This window comes from Enterobacter cloacae complex sp. SHL020, from assembly GCF_049236945.1.
Classification (GTDB): Bacteria; Pseudomonadota; Gammaproteobacteria; order Enterobacterales; family Enterobacteriaceae; genus Enterobacter; species Enterobacter dykesii.
This window is the reverse complement of record NZ_JBMKJF010000005.1, coordinates 278,076-295,400: the sequence shown is the minus strand read 5'-3', so window position 1 is coordinate 295,400 and position 17,325 is coordinate 278,076. Positions and strand designations below refer to the sequence as shown.

At 52.9% G+C, this 17,325-nt stretch carries 15 protein-coding genes; 9 read left to right on the top strand and 6 right to left on the bottom strand.

The genetic code is table 11. From position 1 onward, the window contains the following. Positions 1 to 16 precede the first annotated feature (16 nt). From ACOTZB_RS15200 to ACOTZB_RS15185, 4 genes are all read left to right on the top strand, one after another. Complete coding sequence (locus tag ACOTZB_RS15200) at positions 17 to 3,235, top strand: hemagglutinin repeat-containing protein (protein WP_421627651.1); 3,219 nt, start codon at positions 17 to 19, stop codon at positions 3,233 to 3,235. Between the two features lie 10 nt (positions 3,236 to 3,245). Further along, positions 3,246 to 3,497 carry a MafI family immunity protein gene (locus ACOTZB_RS15195; protein ID WP_133295100.1) on the top strand — a complete coding sequence of 84 codons (252 nt, stop codon included), beginning with the start codon at positions 3,246 to 3,248 and terminating at the stop codon, positions 3,495 to 3,497. A 75-nt stretch (positions 3,498 to 3,572) separates the two neighbouring features. Further along, positions 3,573 to 5,666, top strand: coding sequence for a hemagglutinin repeat-containing protein (locus tag ACOTZB_RS15190; protein ID WP_421627650.1), 2,094 nt, complete (start codon positions 3,573 to 3,575; stop codon positions 5,664 to 5,666). A 10-nt stretch (positions 5,667 to 5,676) separates the two neighbouring features. After that, on the top strand, positions 5,677 to 6,075 hold the full coding sequence (locus ACOTZB_RS15185) for a hypothetical protein (RefSeq protein WP_126327813.1): 399 nt from the start codon (positions 5,677 to 5,679) through the stop codon (positions 6,073 to 6,075). Positions 6,076 to 6,115: 40 nt separating this feature from the next. Here the strand turns inward: ACOTZB_RS15185 and ACOTZB_RS15180 are convergent, their stop codons facing one another. After that, a complete protein-coding gene (locus ACOTZB_RS15180) occupies positions 6,116 to 6,202 on the bottom strand; it encodes a SymE family type I addiction module toxin (protein ID WP_224435148.1) in 87 nt (28 codons plus the stop codon). A gap of 505 nt (positions 6,203 to 6,707) precedes the next feature. On the opposite strand from ACOTZB_RS15180, the gene ACOTZB_RS15175 reads away from it, so the two are divergent. From ACOTZB_RS15175 to ACOTZB_RS15155, 5 genes are all read left to right on the top strand, one after another. Next, complete coding sequence (locus ACOTZB_RS15175; protein WP_421627641.1) at positions 6,708 to 7,820, top strand: VENN motif pre-toxin domain-containing protein; 1,113 nt, start codon at positions 6,708 to 6,710, stop codon at positions 7,818 to 7,820. Then, entirely contained in the window at positions 7,817 to 8,302 is a 486-nt protein-coding gene (locus ACOTZB_RS15170) for a hypothetical protein (protein WP_421627640.1), read from the top strand. The genes ACOTZB_RS15175 and ACOTZB_RS15170 overlap by 4 nt, the downstream gene beginning before the upstream one ends. Positions 8,303 to 8,790: 488 nt before the next feature. Beyond that, positions 8,791 to 9,141: a DNA/RNA non-specific endonuclease gene (locus ACOTZB_RS15165; RefSeq protein WP_421627638.1), complete on the top strand. Its 351-nt coding sequence runs from the start codon at positions 8,791 to 8,793 to the stop codon at positions 9,139 to 9,141. 87 nt (positions 9,142 to 9,228) lie between these two features. Then, the gene (locus ACOTZB_RS15160) at positions 9,229 to 9,561 is read left to right on the top strand and encodes a hypothetical protein (RefSeq protein WP_421627636.1); all 333 of its coding nucleotides are present in this window, start codon (positions 9,229 to 9,231) and stop codon (positions 9,559 to 9,561) included. Positions 9,562 to 10,112: 551 nt separating this feature from the next. Continuing rightward, positions 10,113 to 10,565, top strand: a complete 453-nt coding sequence (locus ACOTZB_RS15155; protein ID WP_337281381.1) for a hypothetical protein — start codon at positions 10,113 to 10,115, stop codon at positions 10,563 to 10,565. Positions 10,566 to 10,774: 209 nt separating this feature from the next. Here ACOTZB_RS15155 and ACOTZB_RS15150 read toward each other — a convergent pair whose 3' ends face one another. From ACOTZB_RS15150 to ACOTZB_RS15130, 5 genes are all read right to left on the bottom strand, one after another. After that, positions 10,775 to 11,845, bottom strand: a complete 1,071-nt coding sequence (locus ACOTZB_RS15150; RefSeq protein WP_023333294.1) for an ABC transporter ATP-binding protein — start codon at positions 11,843 to 11,845, stop codon at positions 10,775 to 10,777. Further along, positions 11,838 to 13,607 carry an ABC transporter permease gene (locus tag ACOTZB_RS15145; RefSeq protein ID WP_023309073.1) on the bottom strand — a complete coding sequence of 590 codons (1,770 nt, stop codon included), beginning with the start codon at positions 13,605 to 13,607 and terminating at the stop codon, positions 11,838 to 11,840. Before ACOTZB_RS15145 ends, ACOTZB_RS15150 begins: the two co-directional genes overlap by 8 nt. Positions 13,608 to 13,687: 80 nt before the next feature. After that, positions 13,688 to 14,776: an ABC transporter substrate-binding protein gene (locus ACOTZB_RS15140; protein WP_421627634.1), complete on the bottom strand. Its 1,089-nt coding sequence runs from the start codon at positions 14,774 to 14,776 to the stop codon at positions 13,688 to 13,690. Between the two features lie 168 nt (positions 14,777 to 14,944). Next, positions 14,945 to 15,640 carry a response regulator gene (locus tag ACOTZB_RS15135; RefSeq protein ID WP_193805683.1) on the bottom strand — a complete coding sequence of 232 codons (696 nt, stop codon included), beginning with the start codon at positions 15,638 to 15,640 and terminating at the stop codon, positions 14,945 to 14,947. Next, a complete protein-coding gene (locus tag ACOTZB_RS15130) occupies positions 15,624 to 17,264 on the bottom strand; it encodes an ATP-binding protein (protein ID WP_421627632.1) in 1,641 nt (546 codons plus the stop codon). Before ACOTZB_RS15130 ends, ACOTZB_RS15135 begins: the two co-directional genes overlap by 17 nt. Between the last annotated feature and the right edge of the window lie 61 nt (positions 17,265 to 17,325).

Sequence of the window (17,325 nt, the reverse complement as noted above, 5' to 3'; positions counted from 1 at the left end):
GCTTCTCCCGGGCGGGATGAGCAAGGCGGAGAGCAATAATAGCGGCACCCGGACCACACAAAACGCGTCGGTCATTCAGGGCTCAGATATTTACGTTAACAGTCGTGACGGCAGCGTGAATATCAGCGGCAGCCTGATGACCGCCACGGACGATCTTCTGCTGTCAGCCACACATGGGGATATCTCCGTTTCTGCCGGACGCGATACATCGCGCAGTGAGAGCAGCGGCAGCAGCAAATTGCTGGGAACGCTGGGCGGCGATGGTTACAGCGCCACGGCAGGCTACCGTCATGAAAAAAACAGCAGTCGGGAAGATAGCAGCCTCGAAAACGGATTGCGCAGCCAGCTAAGCAGCAAAAACGGTAACGTTGTCGCGCAGGCCGGTAACGATCTCTCCCTGTCAGGTACGGATATCCGTGCCGGTAAATCGGTGTCACTCAGTGGCGAAAATGTCCTCATGGGGGTGAGCCGGGATACCCGTGACGGTGAAAACCACAGCAGCAGCGCCCAGTATGGTGTGACGGCATCTGCTGGCGGCTGGGCTGTTGAGGCTGCAAAAGCCGCTGAGACGGCAGCCCGCAGTGCAGAAAACGGCGATGATCCACGGCTGACCGCCATCAGAACCGGCCAGTCGGCGGCAACCGCGGCGCAGGGCGCTATGTCGGACTCGTCGCTCATCAAGGCTAAAGTGTCTTTAACGGCGGGGACGTCATCTCAGGACAGTCGTTACCACAGTACCGACACGCAGGGCACCACCATTAATGCCGGCGAGAATGTCTCTGTCCGTGCCGGAAATGACATTGCCGGTATGGGGGTACAGATCGCGGGTAAACACGTAGCGCTGGATGCGGGGCGGGATATTCTGCTGTCTGCCTCCCGGAACACAACCCTCTCTGAGAGTAAAAACAGCGGTAGCCAGTTCAGCGTCGGTGTCGGTGTGAGCCTGATTGGTGCGCAAAACGGCATCTCGGTGGAGCTGGGAGCGTCACAGCATAAGGGGCAGGATAACAGCCAGTCACAGGGCAATTCGAACAGGGTTGTCCATGCTGATGAACAGCTTACGGTGAACAGCGGACGCGACACCACCCTGAAAGGTGCGGAGCTGGAAGGTAACCGTGTGGTGGTCAACACCGGGCGCGATCTCACCATCAGCAGCGTGCAGGATACGGCCAGTTATGACAGCAAGCAGTCTTCGTCAGGCGCGTCCCTCAGTCTGTGCATACCGCCACTGTGTTATGGTGCCTCTTCCGGTAGCGTCAGTGCATCGGGTGAGAATATCACCCAGAATGGTAAGAGCGTTGCTGAACAGAGCGGGATATTCGCAGGCAAGGGCGGCTTTGCTGTCACCACCGGAAATCATACCCAGCTTGACGGCTCGGTGATTGCATCCACGGCGTCTGCAGATAAAAATAGCCTCGACACCGGTACGCTGGGTTTCAGTAATCTCCACAACGAGAGCCAGACCAGCGGCAACGGCTACACGGTGGCGCTGTCCGGCAGCGCGGGCGGCAGCAGAAACGGTGAAAACCGCAACCTGGCACCGGCCATCGGTACGGGCCAGGCAGAAGAGAGCCACACTGGCACGACCTCATCAGCAGTGAGTGGCGGTAGCATTGTCATTCGCAACCCGGCGGGACAGAAACAGGATATTGCTGACCTGAGCCGTGATACGGCTGACGCCCACCACGGCGTGGACGTGAACGGTGATGTGCAGAAGGTCAGGGATAACCTGGCGGTTCAGAGTGAAGGCGCGGCGCTCGCCTCTTCTGCGCTGGATGCTTACGGCAAGTATGCGGAGCAGAAAGCGCGGGAGTCCAATGCGGCGCTGGGCGCGAAGCTGGCGTCAGAAGGAAAACTACAGGGCGATACCCCGCAGGAGCAGGAAGCGTTCCTGAAGACGCAGCCCGGATATCAGAATACCGAATACGGTCCGGGGAGTGATTTCTGGACGAAGGGCAGTGCAGCGGCGGGATTACTGGCAGGCGCGCTTGGCGGTAACCTGAAGGCAGGCGCGGCAGCGGGGGCGGCCCCTCTGCTGGCGACCCTGGTCAAGGAGCAGAAAGACCCGACAGCCCGTGCCGCGCTGCACGGTATTGTGGCTGCAGCGCTGACGCAGCTGAGTGGCGGGAGCACTTCTGATGGCCTGAAGGCCGGTGCCATAGGGGCCATTACGGCCTCGGCGATGACCGACCATCTGGTCAGTGCGCTGTATGGAGATAAAAAATCCAGTGACCTGACGCCAGAGGAAAAACGGCTGGTCAGTAGCCTCGTGAGTATCGCGGGTGGTCTGGCGGGCGCTGTGGTTACGGATGGCAGCGTCTCCATGGCGGCGACGGCGTCAGAAACGGCGAAGGTGGAGGTTGAGAATAACTCGCTGAGTGTCGATCAGAACCAGCACCGCATTAAAGAGCTATCTGAGTGTCAGGGTAATGCAGGCTGTGACAAAGGGATTACCGAAAAATATAAGCAACTCAATGCTGAGCAGCATAAGAGCGTTGTTGAGTGTAAAGGCGCAAAGGCCTGTGTTGATAAGGCTAATGAGGTCGGCGGCCTGCAGACGGCATACGCAAATCGTCTTGGCGAACTTGGTGATAAGCTTCACAGCACAGGTAGTCTGACAACAGAAGAGAAGCAGGAATGGGCCTACCTTCAGGGAGTGCTACCGCAGCTTGAAGCGGACAGAAATGCAGCTATTCATAATGCGCTGATGTCGGGTGATTCGTCGGAGGCGAAGCAGCTTGCGATAAACTCGTTAGCGCAGGTGGCCGGAACCAGCGCAGCGGGGATAGCGGCTGGGATTGGGAAAGGAGGAAAAGGTAGCTCGCTACCTACACCAACAAGCTCAGATCTTGGATTATCGCCTGCAAACCAGAAATATGTGGATATCCTTTCACCGGAAGCGAAACAGCATATTTTGTATGGGGATAGCCCTACGCAAGGTGGACATCTGTATCCCGGAAATCCAGGAAAAACAGTTTTCCCTCAAAGTTGGTCAGCAGACAAGGTTGTTCATGCTGTGGGTGATATAGCTACTTCACCCGATACCAAATGGTTTGCCCAGACCGGAACGGGCGGGGCGTATACAAATGCAGGAAGACCAGCAAGATGGGTTGCCTGGGAAGAGCGAGAGGGTGTTAGAGTTCGTGTGGTATACGAGCCTGCTAGTGGGAAAATAGTAACAGCGTTCCCGGATAATAATCCGACTCCTCCAGGTTTAAGGCCAATTAAGAAATAGTGTGGGCGCGATGGATATTAATGACAAAATTAGATTATTAGGTGAAGGGTTAAAGGATCGGTTGGATCCTTCGCTAGTTGACTTTGCCCTTGATTATATTGGGTTCTCAGAGAACGTATTAGCATTTGAAACGCTATGTGATCACATCGCTGATTTTGATGTTGTGATTAGTAGAGATGAATACACGCAAGTACTTAAAATAGCTAATGATCTTGGTTTAGAAATAGATAGTAGATATACATATATCAATCCAGAGAAATAACATTCTAATAACTATGACTAATCCCGGCCTCAGCGCCGGGATCTTCTCTTTAACCGTCAGAGCTTAACCGGTTCGATCACCAGCCGTCCCTGCTCCACGCTGACCAACACCGGGGCACAGGGCACCACCATTAATGCCGGTGAGAATGTCTCTGTCCGTGCCGGAAATGACATTGCTGGCGTGGGGGTACAGATCGCGGGTAAACAGGTGGCGCTGGATGCGGGGCGGGATATTCTGCTGTCTGCCTCCCGGAACACAACCCACTCTGAGAGTAAAAACAGCGGCAGCCAGTTCAGCGTCGGTGTCGGTGTGAGCCTGATTGGTGCGCAAAACGGCATCTCGGTGGAGCTGGGAGCGTCACAGCATAAGGGGCAGGAAAACAGCCAGTCACAGCGCAATACGAACAGTGTTGTCCATGCTGATGAACAGCTTACGGTGAACAGCGGACGCGACACCACCCTGAAAGGTGCGGAGCTGGAAGGTAACCGTGTGGTGGTGAATACCGGACGCGATCTCACCATCAGCAGCGTGCAGGATACGGCCAGTTATGACAGCAAGCAGTCTTCGTCAGGCGCGTCCCTCAGTCTGTGCATACCGCCACTGTGTTATGGTGCCTCTTCCGGTAGCGTCAGTGCATCGGGTGAGAATATCACCCAGAATGGTAAGAGCGTTGCTGAACAGAGCGGGATATTCGCAGGCAAGGGCGGCTTTGCTGTCACCACCGGAAATCATACCCAGCTTGACGGCGCGGTGATTGCATCCACGGCGTCTGCAGATAAAAATAGCCTCGACACGAGTACGCTGGGTTTCAGTAATCTCCACAACGAGAGCCAGACCAGCGGCAACGGCTACACGGTGGCGCTGTCCGGCAGCGCGGGCGGCAGCGGAAACGGTGAAAACCGCAACCTGGCACCGGCCATCGGTACGGGCCAGGCAGAAGAGAGCCACACTGGCACGACCTCATCAGCGGTGAGTGGCGGTAGCATTGTCATTCGCAACCCGGCGGGACAGAAACAGGATATTGCTGACCTGAGCCGTGATACGGCTGACGCCCACCACGGCGTGGACGTGAACGGTGATGTGCAGAAGGTCAGGGATAACCTGGCGGTCCAAAGCGAAGGCGCGGCGCTGGCCACCTCTGCGCTGGATGCTTACGGCAAGTATGCTGAGCAGAAAGCGCGGGAATCCAATGCGGCGCTGGGCGCGAAGCTGGCGTCAGAAGGAAAACTGCAGGGCGATACGCCGCAGGAGCAGGAAGCGTACCTGAAGACGCAGCCCGGATATCAGAATACCGAGTACGGTCCGGGGAGTGCCTTCTGGACGAAGGGCAGCGCAGCGGCGGGATTACTGGCAGGCGCGCTTGGCGGTAACCTGAAGGCAGGCGCGGCAGCGGGGGCGGCCCCTCTGCTGGCGACCCTGGTCAAGGAGCAGAAAGACCCGACAGCCCGTGCCGCGCTGCACGGTATTGTGGCTGCAGCGCTGACGCAGCTGAGTGGCGGGAGCACTTCTGATGGCCTGAAGGCCGGTGCCATAGGGGCCATTACGGCCTCGGCGATGACTGACCATCTGGTCAGCGCGCTGTATGGAGATAAAAAATCCAGTGACCTGACGGCAGAGGAGAAACGGCTGGTCAGTAGCCTCGTGAGTATCGCGGGAGGTCTGGCGGGCGCTGCGGTGACGGATGGCAGTGTCTCCATGGCGGCGATGGCGTCGGAAACGGCGAAGGTGGAGGTTGAGAATAACTCGCTGAATCCTGGCCATGACGAGGAAGAGCTTGAGAAAGAGCACGGCGACCGGTTGCCAAAAGTTCATAACATTGCCAGGCCCGGGGTGTTGTTTGACGAAGATGGCAAGCCGCTTCCTGGAACTGCTGGTCTTGGCATTGGGGCAGTTCCGATTAAAAATGGTGGTGGGGTCGGTAAAGATATTATCCCACTGGGTCGAGGTTCAACCGGAAGGACCACACCAAACTCTTTAGGGGAGAAATTGTCTATGGAGCAGGCTATGTCTAATCCTGCTGCAGGTCATCAATTGCCTGTAATTATGACGGACCCAAGATGGCCAAGAGCTGATGGTTGGGTAAAAATGGCTCAAAACGTCAATGGAGTTGAAGTTCATTATGTTCGTAATACAAAAACAGGACAGGTTGATGACTTCAAATTTAAATAGGACCTTATAAATGTTAGTTCTATGTCGCTCAATTTCAGGAAAAGCATTACCTGAAAATGTAAGAATTATGGGGGAAACGGATGAAACTGACTTCTCACCTTTGCAACCAGACCAGCAATATAAGGTTTATGGGTTGATGTTCTTCGCATCCAGAATAGATTTTTTAGTTTGCCCTCCATCAGGTGGTCCGATGTGGGTTCCATCAAACCTATTTGATGTTGTAGAAGATGAAATTCCTCTCGGGTGGGGATGTGTCCTTACTGAAAGAAGTGAAGGGTATGCCGATTTATCTGAGGCTTTTGGGATTCATTCAATCTGTGGATATCTTGAGCTGATAAGGTCGTACTCACATTACGTTGGGATACTTGAACGTGATCCGGAAGAGCTAAAGGTTTTTTATTCTCAATAGCAAAAAGATCCCGCCTTTCGAGCCGGGATCTTTTTACCTGTCAGCCCTTGGTCGGTTTGATCACCAGCCGTCCTTGCTCCACGCTGACCGTGACCGGCATGTCGGTGCTGAATCCCGCCTCTACCAGCCAGTTATCATTAAGGCGCAGGCTGGGATGCGGGAATAGTACGTGGTCGTTCGGCTTATTGGGAACAGTCTACAGGTACTGTTGTAATTCGTTATCAGAAAGCATCTGATGGCGGAACGTCTTTTAGACCGGTAAACGGTAGGACATACTTTGATAATTTGAGGTGATGAATGGATGTAATATCTGTAAAGGGAAACAAGCTCAATTAACCCTTGGTGAGAATGAGTTATTAATCCTGAATTCAGCCTTGAATGAGATTTGTAATGGTATCTCTGTTTCTGAGTTTGAAACCAGAATAGGTGCTTCTAAGGAAGAAGTCTGTACATTACTTAGTGAGATAGGCTGGATTTTAGACAATATGATTGCTTAAAAAGAATCCCGGTCACCGTTTAGCAGTCAGGCTCACCTAAAATGCCCGTCCCGGCGCTTAATCACCGGCATATCGCCGGTATCGTTCAGCACTCCCGGAAACCCTTCCTGGTACCGGAACATCTTTGGTCTGCTAATGTTGGCGACCCTGGTCAAGGAGCAGAAAGACCCGACAGCCCGTGCCGCGCTGCACGGTATTGTGGCTGCGGCGCTGACGCAACTGAGTGGTGGTAGCAGTGCGGATGGCCTGAAGGCTGGTGCCATAGGGGCCATTACGGCCTCGGCGATGACCGACCATCTGGTCAGTGCCCTGTATGGAGATAAAAAATCCAGTGACCTGACGGCAGATGAGAAACGGCTGGTCAGTAACCTGGTGAGTATCGCGGGAGGTCTGGCGGGCGCTGCGATGACGGACGGCAGTGTCTCCATGGCGGCGATGGCGTCGGAAACGGCGAAGGTGGAGGTTGAGCATAATTCGCTGAGTGATGTACTGGACGCGGTATCTCAGAATAAGACACCTCAGCAGGTCGCGAAAGAGCGTATCGAAGCAGAAAACGAGCGCTATAAGAAAGAAAACTGTGCCGGGATGAGCGCGGAAGCGTGCTCGGTGAAGATGTATACCCAACGTCAGGCAGAACTGAAAGATATCCTGTTGACGGGCGCAGATTTTGTGCCAGTGGTCGGGGATATCAAAAGTGTCGCGGAAGCAAACAGTGCACTTGATTATCTTGCTGCGGCCATCGGCATCATACCAGGTGCTGGCGATGTTGCTGGTAAGGCCATCAAAGGTGCGGAAAAAGCGCTGAAAGTTGGTGATCTTGAAACAGCATCGAAGTTGCTCAACAAGGCCAGTGATGAAATTTCTGGATATATTCCTGGTCCTGGAAAAATATCTGTACCATCTTCAGGTGTTGGTGCTAGTGCCAAATTCTCGGTAACTAACGCACAGGTTGGTAAAAAACTTGGTAAACATGTTGAGGATTTTGGTGGGAATGCCTCAAATGCGGCCGATCGAGAACGTGTTTTAAATATTATAAATGATATAGGTACTAATCCAGATAAAGTTGTTGCAGGGAAATTTGCTGGGCAAAGAACTGAAGCCGGAGCGAGTCGTGGTGATGTATTCTTCAGAATAAAAGGAAACGACGTCGTTGTTACTAAACCTGATGGTAGCTTTGTTACCATCCTTAAAGATGGTGTAATAAATAATACATCAGTTAAAAATGCGCTGAAGGGGGCACCGCAATGATGCGTAATTTCGAGCGGTATCAAGATCTGGCACGTAATGTCGTGGGACAAAAACTTCAGAGTGTCAATGGGCTAATATATGTTTATGACGTTCCAGATTTAGGGAGTCCTCAACAACTTCAACTTGTTTTTTGCGATACATATCAGAATATTATATGTAGATGCGGACTGGATGGGGCTTCACTTGAACTGATTGATTCACCAATGCAAGAAAAGGATCTCGGAGAGTATGGCAAAGAAGTAATCATGGATTTGTCAAACTCATATTTGTTTCAGAAGGCCTTTGGAAAAATACTCTTAAAATTTTACGTGATCTGCTCTGAAGTTGAGCAACAAATAATTGGTGTAAAGTTAGCTTTTGATGAAGGATTTAATTTAATAATCATTAATCTTGGGGATGAAATTAAAATTTTTAATTCTCTGTTAAGAGAATATGAGCGAGACGAAAAAATTAATTACATTGATGTTCTATCTGTATCTTAAAAACAGCCCAGACATTATTGTTATGAACTGCGCATAATCGCCCTTGTGTTATGCTGAACTGCCGCAGGCAATTTACTCACTGGACTTTTTACCGGGGCGGTAGCATGTCCAGACGAAAAAGGTGCGTCAGGGTAAAAAGTTGCCAGTTCGGGAAAGCAGTAGAAAAAAATCGGTTGTATCTTACTTAAGTAATAAGGGAATAGGATTCAGTACAGCAATTCATGTCAGAGAGAGTTGTTGTTGAAAATAACTCGCCCAGCGAAGCCGCTGATCATCTGGCAACGAGTAAAATGCCGGAGGGCGGATACCTAAACCTGCAGCGGTAACTATATTGTGCCTAGAAATCCTGCTGACTCAGTTCTTGGACTAGGTACAAATAGTTATGGAAACGCTCAGATTTCGTCTCGAGAATAAAACAGACAAAAATCGAATAAGTGCGGTAGTGAATAATGGAGAACTCAGGTAAGAAAGGGGCCTGGAACAAGGCAATGAATAAGCCGGAACCGAACACTGTTTATAAAGTCGATGGGAATAAAACATTCCAGACTGATGCATTGGGAAGAACCAGTTCAGCTGAAGGGATACTAGTTGCTTCGAAAAGCGACAGAAACACTTATCAGAAATGCAAGGCCGGGAAATGTGGTAGCTCTGGTGATGAAGGTGGTCATTTAATTGCCAGTATTTTTAATGGTCCTGGCGAAAAACTCAATCTTGTTCCTATGGATGGCAACCTGAATAAAGGTGTATGGAAACAGATGGAAAACACATGGGTTAATGCTTTGAAAGATGGCAAACAAATTAATATTAAAATAGAACCTGTTCACACTGGGGGGGAATAAGCGTCCCGATAGCTTTAGTGTAACATATTCTATTGACGGAGGCCGTCCTGTTATCAAAGACATCAGCAACACCCCTGGAGGGGTAAAATGAACGAATTAGATGATCTGCATAATAAAATAGGTCAGTTATTAGTGGATGCCGGTCCTGCTAATGTGATGAAGATCATTGCTCGTGCTAAATTATCACTTGATGGTGAGTCATGTGAGTATGAGTATGATTATCTTGATCAAGAGGGAGATGAAGACTGGTTCGTTCCTGATAAATTAGCCAGCCACGATCTTAGACTACTGTTAGTTAAAATGAGGGATTTTTACATCCAAAATAATATGACTAACGGGAAACCAGCATGGACAGGTTGTGAAATAATCGTTGATATACCAGAAGAAAAAATAAGCATAAACCTTCAATATGATGACTAACTGAGATCCCGGCCCCAGCGCCGGGATCCCCACAATGCCCGTAGCGTGTACGGTCGAAAAAGGCGCGTCGGGGCAAAAAGTTGGCGTGCAGGAAGTACAGCAAGGGGGGGATGGACATAACTAACTGAAATAAAAGGGGGAAAACAGGTTCATCGCAGCGACCTGCGTCGGAAAGAGTTGTTGCTGAGAATAATTCGCTGGGGGATAAGGATAAAAACTTCCGATAATAGATATCCGTCCGGGCTGGCTGAAACCGGGAGTTGTGGAAGCTGATGGAGACATTCAAGGGAATGGAATGTCGAAAGCTTCAATTCCTAAAGTACCCCCAAAATTATTGAAGCAAGGCCGACGACTCCGTACAACTTAAATGTGTATGAAAATGGAAAAATTGTACATGAACAAGCTTTCCATCAGGTTTATACCGATGGTCAGTATGTTTACGATCCAAGAGTGTCCTTAAAACCAATTCCTAAAGGAGATTGGGAAAAACATATCAAATCTATAAATCAGGGAAGTGTTACGATCTCTGATAAATTACAGGGGTTAAAATAATGTTTCCGATAGGTAAGAAAGAAACAATCTTGTTAGACTTCATTGGTTCTCTTGGAAAACTGGAGTGGTTACATTATCAGAGCCGTATTGAAGATGAATGGATAAATGACCATTTTGAAAAAATTGATCGCTCTAAGTATCCTCCTTATACCAGTTTTCGTTTTGAAAAAGAGGTTCCAGAAGTTATTACCTTACTGGAAGATGCGATTCAATCATATAAAGGTAAAGTTGAGTGGTGTATGACCCATCATCCGAAAGAGTATGGTACTGGTGTTAATCATCGTATTTTGCCTACATTTGTTAAGAATCTCAGAGCGAGTGAAGGTATGGAAGATGTTAACGAGTATATTGAAAACCATTATCCTGATTTTGGCCCAATCGCCTATGAAGATCTTGTTGGACTGACGAAGCACGTTCAATTAGTTTTCAAAAATGCTGGATATGACGCATAAATTTTCTTTATATGCTCTGTAATAACATTTTGATATGGAGTCTTAACGCGTTATACGTACGGACGGAAAGAAGTGTCAGGTGGCTATTTTAGTCAGAATGCCTTAACAATAATGGCTAGCGCCACCAATCTTGCATCTGTGCATTTATTTGTTTTGTAGGCCCGGTAAGCGAAGCGCCACCGGGCCATGGCAGATTAATTATTGACTCATCACCCTTTCGGGAACACCCAAACATGCTTCTCAGGCAGAGAAAGATGGCAGTGCTGCGGATCCCGAACCTCATGCCCATACGCGCGAATGACAAAATCATCCCCCACCGTGCGGAACAGGTACTCCCAGCGGTCGCCGAGATACATGCTGGTGAGCAGCGGCAGCTCAAGCTGATTTTCCCCAGGCCCCTCGACCACCGCCACGCGCTCGACGCGGATCACCGCCGTCGCTTCTTCACCGCTCTGCACCCCTTCACCCGCCTGGCCCCACAGCACCCAGCCTTTACCTTCGATACGCGCTTTGCCGTCGCGCACTTCGGTGACCTTGCCGTGCAGGCGATTGTTGCTGCCCATAAACTCGGCGGTAAAAAGCGTTTTCGGCGAGCCGTACATCTCCTGCGGCGTGCCCTGTTGCTCAATTTTGCCGTTGTTAAGCAGCAGGATGCGGTCGGAAATGGACATCGCTTCGTTCTGGTCGTGCGTCACCATCAGCGCGGATAACCCGAGCTTGATAATCAGCTCGCGCAGGAACACGCGGGCCTCTTCGCGTAGCTTGGCGTCGAGGTTGGAAAGCGGCTCGTCCAGCAAAATTACCGGCGGGTTGTACACCAGCGCCCGGCCAATCGCCACGCGCTGCTGCTGCCCACCGGAGAGCTGGTGCGGGTGACGTTTGCCAAGATGGCCCAGACCAAGCTGGTCCAGCACGTCCTGCACGCGCTGCTGGATCTCTTTGGCCGGGACTTTGCGCAGCTTGAGCGGATAGGCCACGTTCTCAAACACGGTCTTGTGCGGCCACAGGGCATAGGACTGGAATACCAGCCCCAGGTTACGCTCTTCCGCCGGGACTTCGCTGCGCGGCGTGCCGTCGTAAACCTTATTGTTGCCAATAACAATCGACCCCTGGGTCGGTTTTTCCAGACCCGCGACGGCGCGCAACAGGGTGGTTTTACCGCTGCCGGAGGGGCCTAACAGGGAGACCACTTCGCCGCGCTTCAGGTTCATGGAGACACCTTTTAAAACAGGATTGTCGCCGTAGGTTAAGTGCAGATCGTCAACCGCTAATTCAATCATGTATTTTCACTCCGAAACGAAGGGCAATGCCCAGACCTACCACGACCAGCAGGATGTTAATGAAAGAGAGCGCCGCCACGATATCGATGGCACCCGCGGCCCAGAGGGAAACCAGCATCGAGCCGATGGTTTCCGTGCCGGGTGAAAGCAGGTACACACCCGTTGAATATTCGCGCTCAAAGATCAGGAACATCAGCAGCCACGAACCGATAAGACCGTAGCGGGAGAGCGGTATGGTGACGTGGCGGGTGATCTGCCCGCGCGTCGCCCCGGTGCTGCGCGCCGCTTCCTCAAGCTCCGGCCCCACCTGCAGCAGCGTGGAAGAGATGAGCCTTAGCCCGTAAGCCATCCACACCACGGTATAGGCCAGCCAGACGCTGAAAATGGTGCTGCGCAGCGAACGCAGCCAGACGATGACGTTTTCGCGCATCCAGTCGGTCCAGGCGAACCCGGAAAGCCAGCCGGATTTCAGCGAGTTATCCAGCCACATCGGCAGGAACAGGAACACCCACAGGAACGCCAGACCCGCCAGCAGGCCAGGCACGGCGCGCGGCACCAGCACGCTGTAGTCCAGAAAACGCGTGGTGTTGTCCGGCTTGCGGTGCATGGCAATGCCGACAAACAGGTAGCACACCACGGCCAGCGCGCCGCCAATGACGCCAATCGCCATGGAGTTGACGATGGCGCGCAGCAGGTTGGGCTGCGCCCAGATGGTGCGGAAGGTGTTCAGAGAAAGCTCGTCCCACAGCGAAACGCCCACGCCCCAGTTGGAGATAAACGCGCGCAATACCACGCCGAGCAGCGGAACGCCGATGGTGACGGTGAGCCAGAAGGCAATCACTCCGCCAGCCACCCAGCGCCATTTACCCAGCGGCAGCGCGCGGGCCTGCGAAGCCTTACCCTTCATGGTGACGAAGCGGTTGGCGGTGCGCATCAGGCGACGCTGGAGCATCACCAGAGGGATGGTGATGCAGATCAGTACCACGGCAACCGCCGCCATCAGGTTATAGGATGGGGTGCCCATCTTGTTCGTCAGCTTATAGAGATAGGTCGCCAGCACCATGTTGCCTTCCGGGTCGCCGAGGACCAGCATCAGGCCGAACACTTCCAGCCCGAGGAAGAACAGCAGCACGGTGGCGTACAGAATGGACGGGCGCACCATCGGCAGGCTGACGGAGGTCATCACCTGCCAGGGCGACGCGCCCGCGGTGCGCGCGGCTTCTTCCACATCGGAGCCCACGCTGCGCAGCGCAGACGAGATATACAGATAGGCGTGCGGGACGTGCGTCAGGCCGGCAATGACCACAATGCTCGACATGTCGTAGATATTCCACGGCACAAAGCCGATCAGCGCCTGAGCCCACTGGGAGAGAAAGCCCACTGGACCGGCGGCCACCACGTAGCCAAAGCCCAGCACCATCGGTGAAACGAAAATCGGGACCAGGATCAGCGGCTCAATCAACCGGCGGCCGGGCAGGTCGGTACGCACCATCAGAAACGCCAGCACGCCGCCCAGCGGGATGGAGATAAAGACCAGCCCGAAAGCAAGAATAAAGCCGCTTTTCAGGGCTTTATAAAAATCAGGGTCGGTGAAAATAAACTCAAACGATTCAAAGCTCCACTCTTTTGACGGCGAAAAGAACGGGGCGGACAGGAAGCTCTGTATCACGATAAACGACAGCGGGGTGTAGATAACCAGGGCGGTTATTAGCACGACGATGCCTCGCGGCAGGCTTTGCCACTTTCTGCGTAATGTATTCATGGGGTATCCCTGGTGTTGCAGCCCAGAAAAACGAACTCAGTCGATAAGGGAGCGCGGCGGCCTGCGCCGCGCTCAGACGCTTATTTACCGGCGGCGGTACGCCACTCTTTGATGTACTCCAGGCGTTTTTTCGGCTGCAGGTATTCCAGCAGCGTTTCATCAACCGGAATTGGCTTCAGCGCGTTGCCGAGGATTTTGGTCAGGCCGTCGATATCTTTTTTCCCTTCGATATCGTTACGAATGGAGGGAATATCCGCCTGACTGGCCAGAATACTTTGCCCTTGCTCAGACAGCACATAGTCAAGCCACAGCTTCGCGGCGTTGCTGTTTTGCGATTGCTGGCTGATGAACGACACGCGCGACAGCACCAGGGTGTAATCTTTTGGATAGGAGATGCCGAGCGACGGATCGTTCTTCGCACGCGCTTCCGCGTAGGAACCGAGGATGTTGAAGCCGATCAGGTTTTCACCGGAGGAGACGCGCTCCATCATGGTGCCGGTTGACGACTGCACCGACAGGCCACCTTTGGCGACGTCGGCCAGGGTTTTGAAGTAATTAGGATCGGCGTTGTGATCCTGAACCGAGAGCATAAAGCCCAGACCCGATTTTTCGATGTCGTAGGTGGTGACTTTGCCTTTGAATTTGTCCGTCTGGCTGGCAATCAGCTTCGCCAGCGCGGCGTGAGAATCCGGCACGTCGCCGGCCGGGATCAGGCGCTTGTTGTAGATGAAGACCACCGGCTCATAGGTAGTGCCGTAGGCCTTATCTTTCCAGACCGCCCATTTCGGCAGTTGGCTTTGCTCCGGCGATTTATACTCCATGGCGTAGTCGGTGGCGAGCTTCAGGCCGGTGTCCATAGAGGAGCTCCAGACCACGTCGCCGCTCACGCCACCGGAGGCCTGTTCGCTGATGAAGCGGTTGTACAGCTCGGTGCTGTTCATGTCGTTGTATTCGACTTTAATGCCGGGATAGGTTTTTTCGAAGCCCTGGATCAGCGGCCCGGCGGCCTTGATGTCGGTGGTGGAGTAAATAACAACCTTGCCCTCTTTCGTTGCGGCATCAACAACTTTTTGATACTCAGCAGGATAGCCCTGCGGCAGGGCAGAAAGTGCAGAAGCAGAGAACAATACAGTAGCGGTAAGCAGAGAAATTCGGAACGTGTTCGACATTATAGTTAACCTTTTAGTTACATTTGAGGAACTAATTGTCAACATAGCGTAAAGCGCGCCTCCGACAATAGGGAGGCGAGGGCAATGATTCCGAAGTGTGATTGTCGCCGTCGTTTCAGCAATTAACACCATAAAATCCGCGAACGTTAGCCAACGAACGGTTGCGGATCACGGTTTATCGGGGGCTTTGCGGTATAACCGGCGAGGATGACCAATATTGCCGTACAGCATTTCAATGCTGATTAACCCGCTCTCCACGCAGTATTCAAGGTAGCGACGCCCCGTGGTTTTGCTGATCCCCACGTTTTCCACCACCTCTTCAACCGACATCGCATCGTCGGGATGCTCGGCGAACAGGCGTTTTATTCGTTCCAGCGTCTGGGGTTCAATGCCCTTCGTGGACGGCGTAACGGATGATTCAGCGGCAGGTAGATGAAACAGGCGATCCAGCGCATGCTGGTCGACCACCTTCACCTGCTGCACGGTGTGGATGAAGCGCATAAACCGCTCCAGCGAGGCGTGCAGGCGCTGAAAAAAGACGGGCTTAATCAGGTAGTCAAACGCGCCGCTGCGCATGGCGTGGCTGCAGGTCTGCATATCGCTGGCGGCGGTGATGAAGATCACCGAGCATTCATAGCTTTTCAGCAGCGGATTATCGATGAGCTCCACGCCTTTACCGTCCGGGAGATAGTTGTCCAGCAGGATCAGCCTCGGCTGATGCTGTCGAATCAGACTGCATGCCTGCTCAATCGACGCGGCGATGCCCACCACGCGCAAATGAAAATTCTGCTCAATATACTCGCGATGCAGCTCCGCCAGGTGCGGCTCATCTTCAACGATCACAACGTCAAGTGGTCGGGTCATGCTGTTGTCCATTCGGGATAAACACAGAAAAAATAGTGCCCTGCGGGGTATTGTCGGCAATCTCAATGCTGCCGCCGGCCTTGTCGATATATCCTGCCACCAGGAACAGGCCAATACCGTGCTCGGTACCCACAATGTCGTTTTCGCTGTCCGGCTTGCTGCTAAATCCCTGGCGGAAAATGTGCGGCTTCAACGCATCGTCCACCCCGCAGCCCCGGTCGGCCACCTCGATCAGCAGCTCCTGGTTACGGTCAGAAATGTAGAGTTCTACCGGCGCGTGAACCGGGGCGTTGAGTGTCGCCTCCACGGCGTTATCCAGCAGGTTACCAATAATGGACATCAGCTCCGTTTCACTCAGCGCGGCAGGCATGCGGGTGAGCTGGCAGGCGGGGTCAAACAGCAGTTCGATGCCTTTTTCGCGCGCGCTGACGTATTTTCCGAGCAGCAGCCCGCACAGCGCCGGGGAGACAAAATGGGCTGAGACAAAGTCCAGCACGCGCTGCGCGCCTTCTGACTGTACCTGAATGTAGCGGATCGCCTCGTCATAGTGTTTCATCTGCAGTAACCCGACCAGCGTGGCGGTCCAGTTCAGCTGTTCGTGGCGCATAATGCGCAGGTTATCCGCATAGCGTTTGATCTGGCTGAGCTGGCTGCTGAGCGTGTTAATGTCATTTTTGTCGCGAAAGCTGTACACCCAACCGCTTTCAACGCCCGGTTCGACCTCAATCGCTACCCGGTTGACGATCACCTCGCGCTGGTTCAGCACGGCAATCTGGTCATGGCTGCCGCTGCTTACCGAGGCGTAGCGCTGGGATAAAAAGCCCGGCGCCGTCTGCAGAATGTCTTCCAGCGGTTTACCGATAAGCTCTTTCTCACTTTGCCGAATATCCAGCATTTCGCGTGCCGCGCGGTTAATTAAAATCAGCTGCTTCTCGCCATTAACGGCAAATACGCCCTCGTACATGGCTTCTAATAGCGCGCGCTGCTGCAAAACCAGCTGAGCGATATCTTTCGGTTCCAGTCGGAACATCTGTTTTTTTAAATTGCGGGTAAACAGCCAGGAGAAAATAAACAGCAGCAGCAGAAGCGCTGCGCCGTAAAGCCCGGCCTGCCAGAGAATGCGGGCGTTAATATTGGCAATATACGACGTCAGATAGCCGACCGAGACAATGCCAATCACCTGGTGCTGTGCGTTAAAGATCGGCGCTTTGCTGCGCAGTGAAACCCCAATTCCGCCCTGACGCACGGAAATAATGGTTTTACCCTTTAACACCTCCGCATTATCGCCGCCGATCATCGGTAAATTAATCCGCTCCGGGGATTCCGAATGATAGAGGTGCTGTTCCTCGGTATCGCCAATCACAATGTAGCTGGCATCGCTTTCGGCGCGCAGCGGCTGAATTAAGCGGGCTATTCCCGGAATATCCCTGGCCGCAACCATTGCCGCCAGACCCGGCATCAGCGCGATCTGGCTGGCCTGAACCCGGGCACGCTGGCCGAGATCGTGGTGGAGCTGTCGGTCAATAAAATGAAACAGGATTGTTCCCAGCAGAACTAACAGCAGGCAGGAGAAGCACACCAGCGCTAAAAACAGCTTTACCTGAAAAGAGAGTCTGCGTTTCATTCAACCTGCGGAAGTTATGTAAAAGTGACATTTGCCGAGCCTGACATGGGCCAATAGCGGA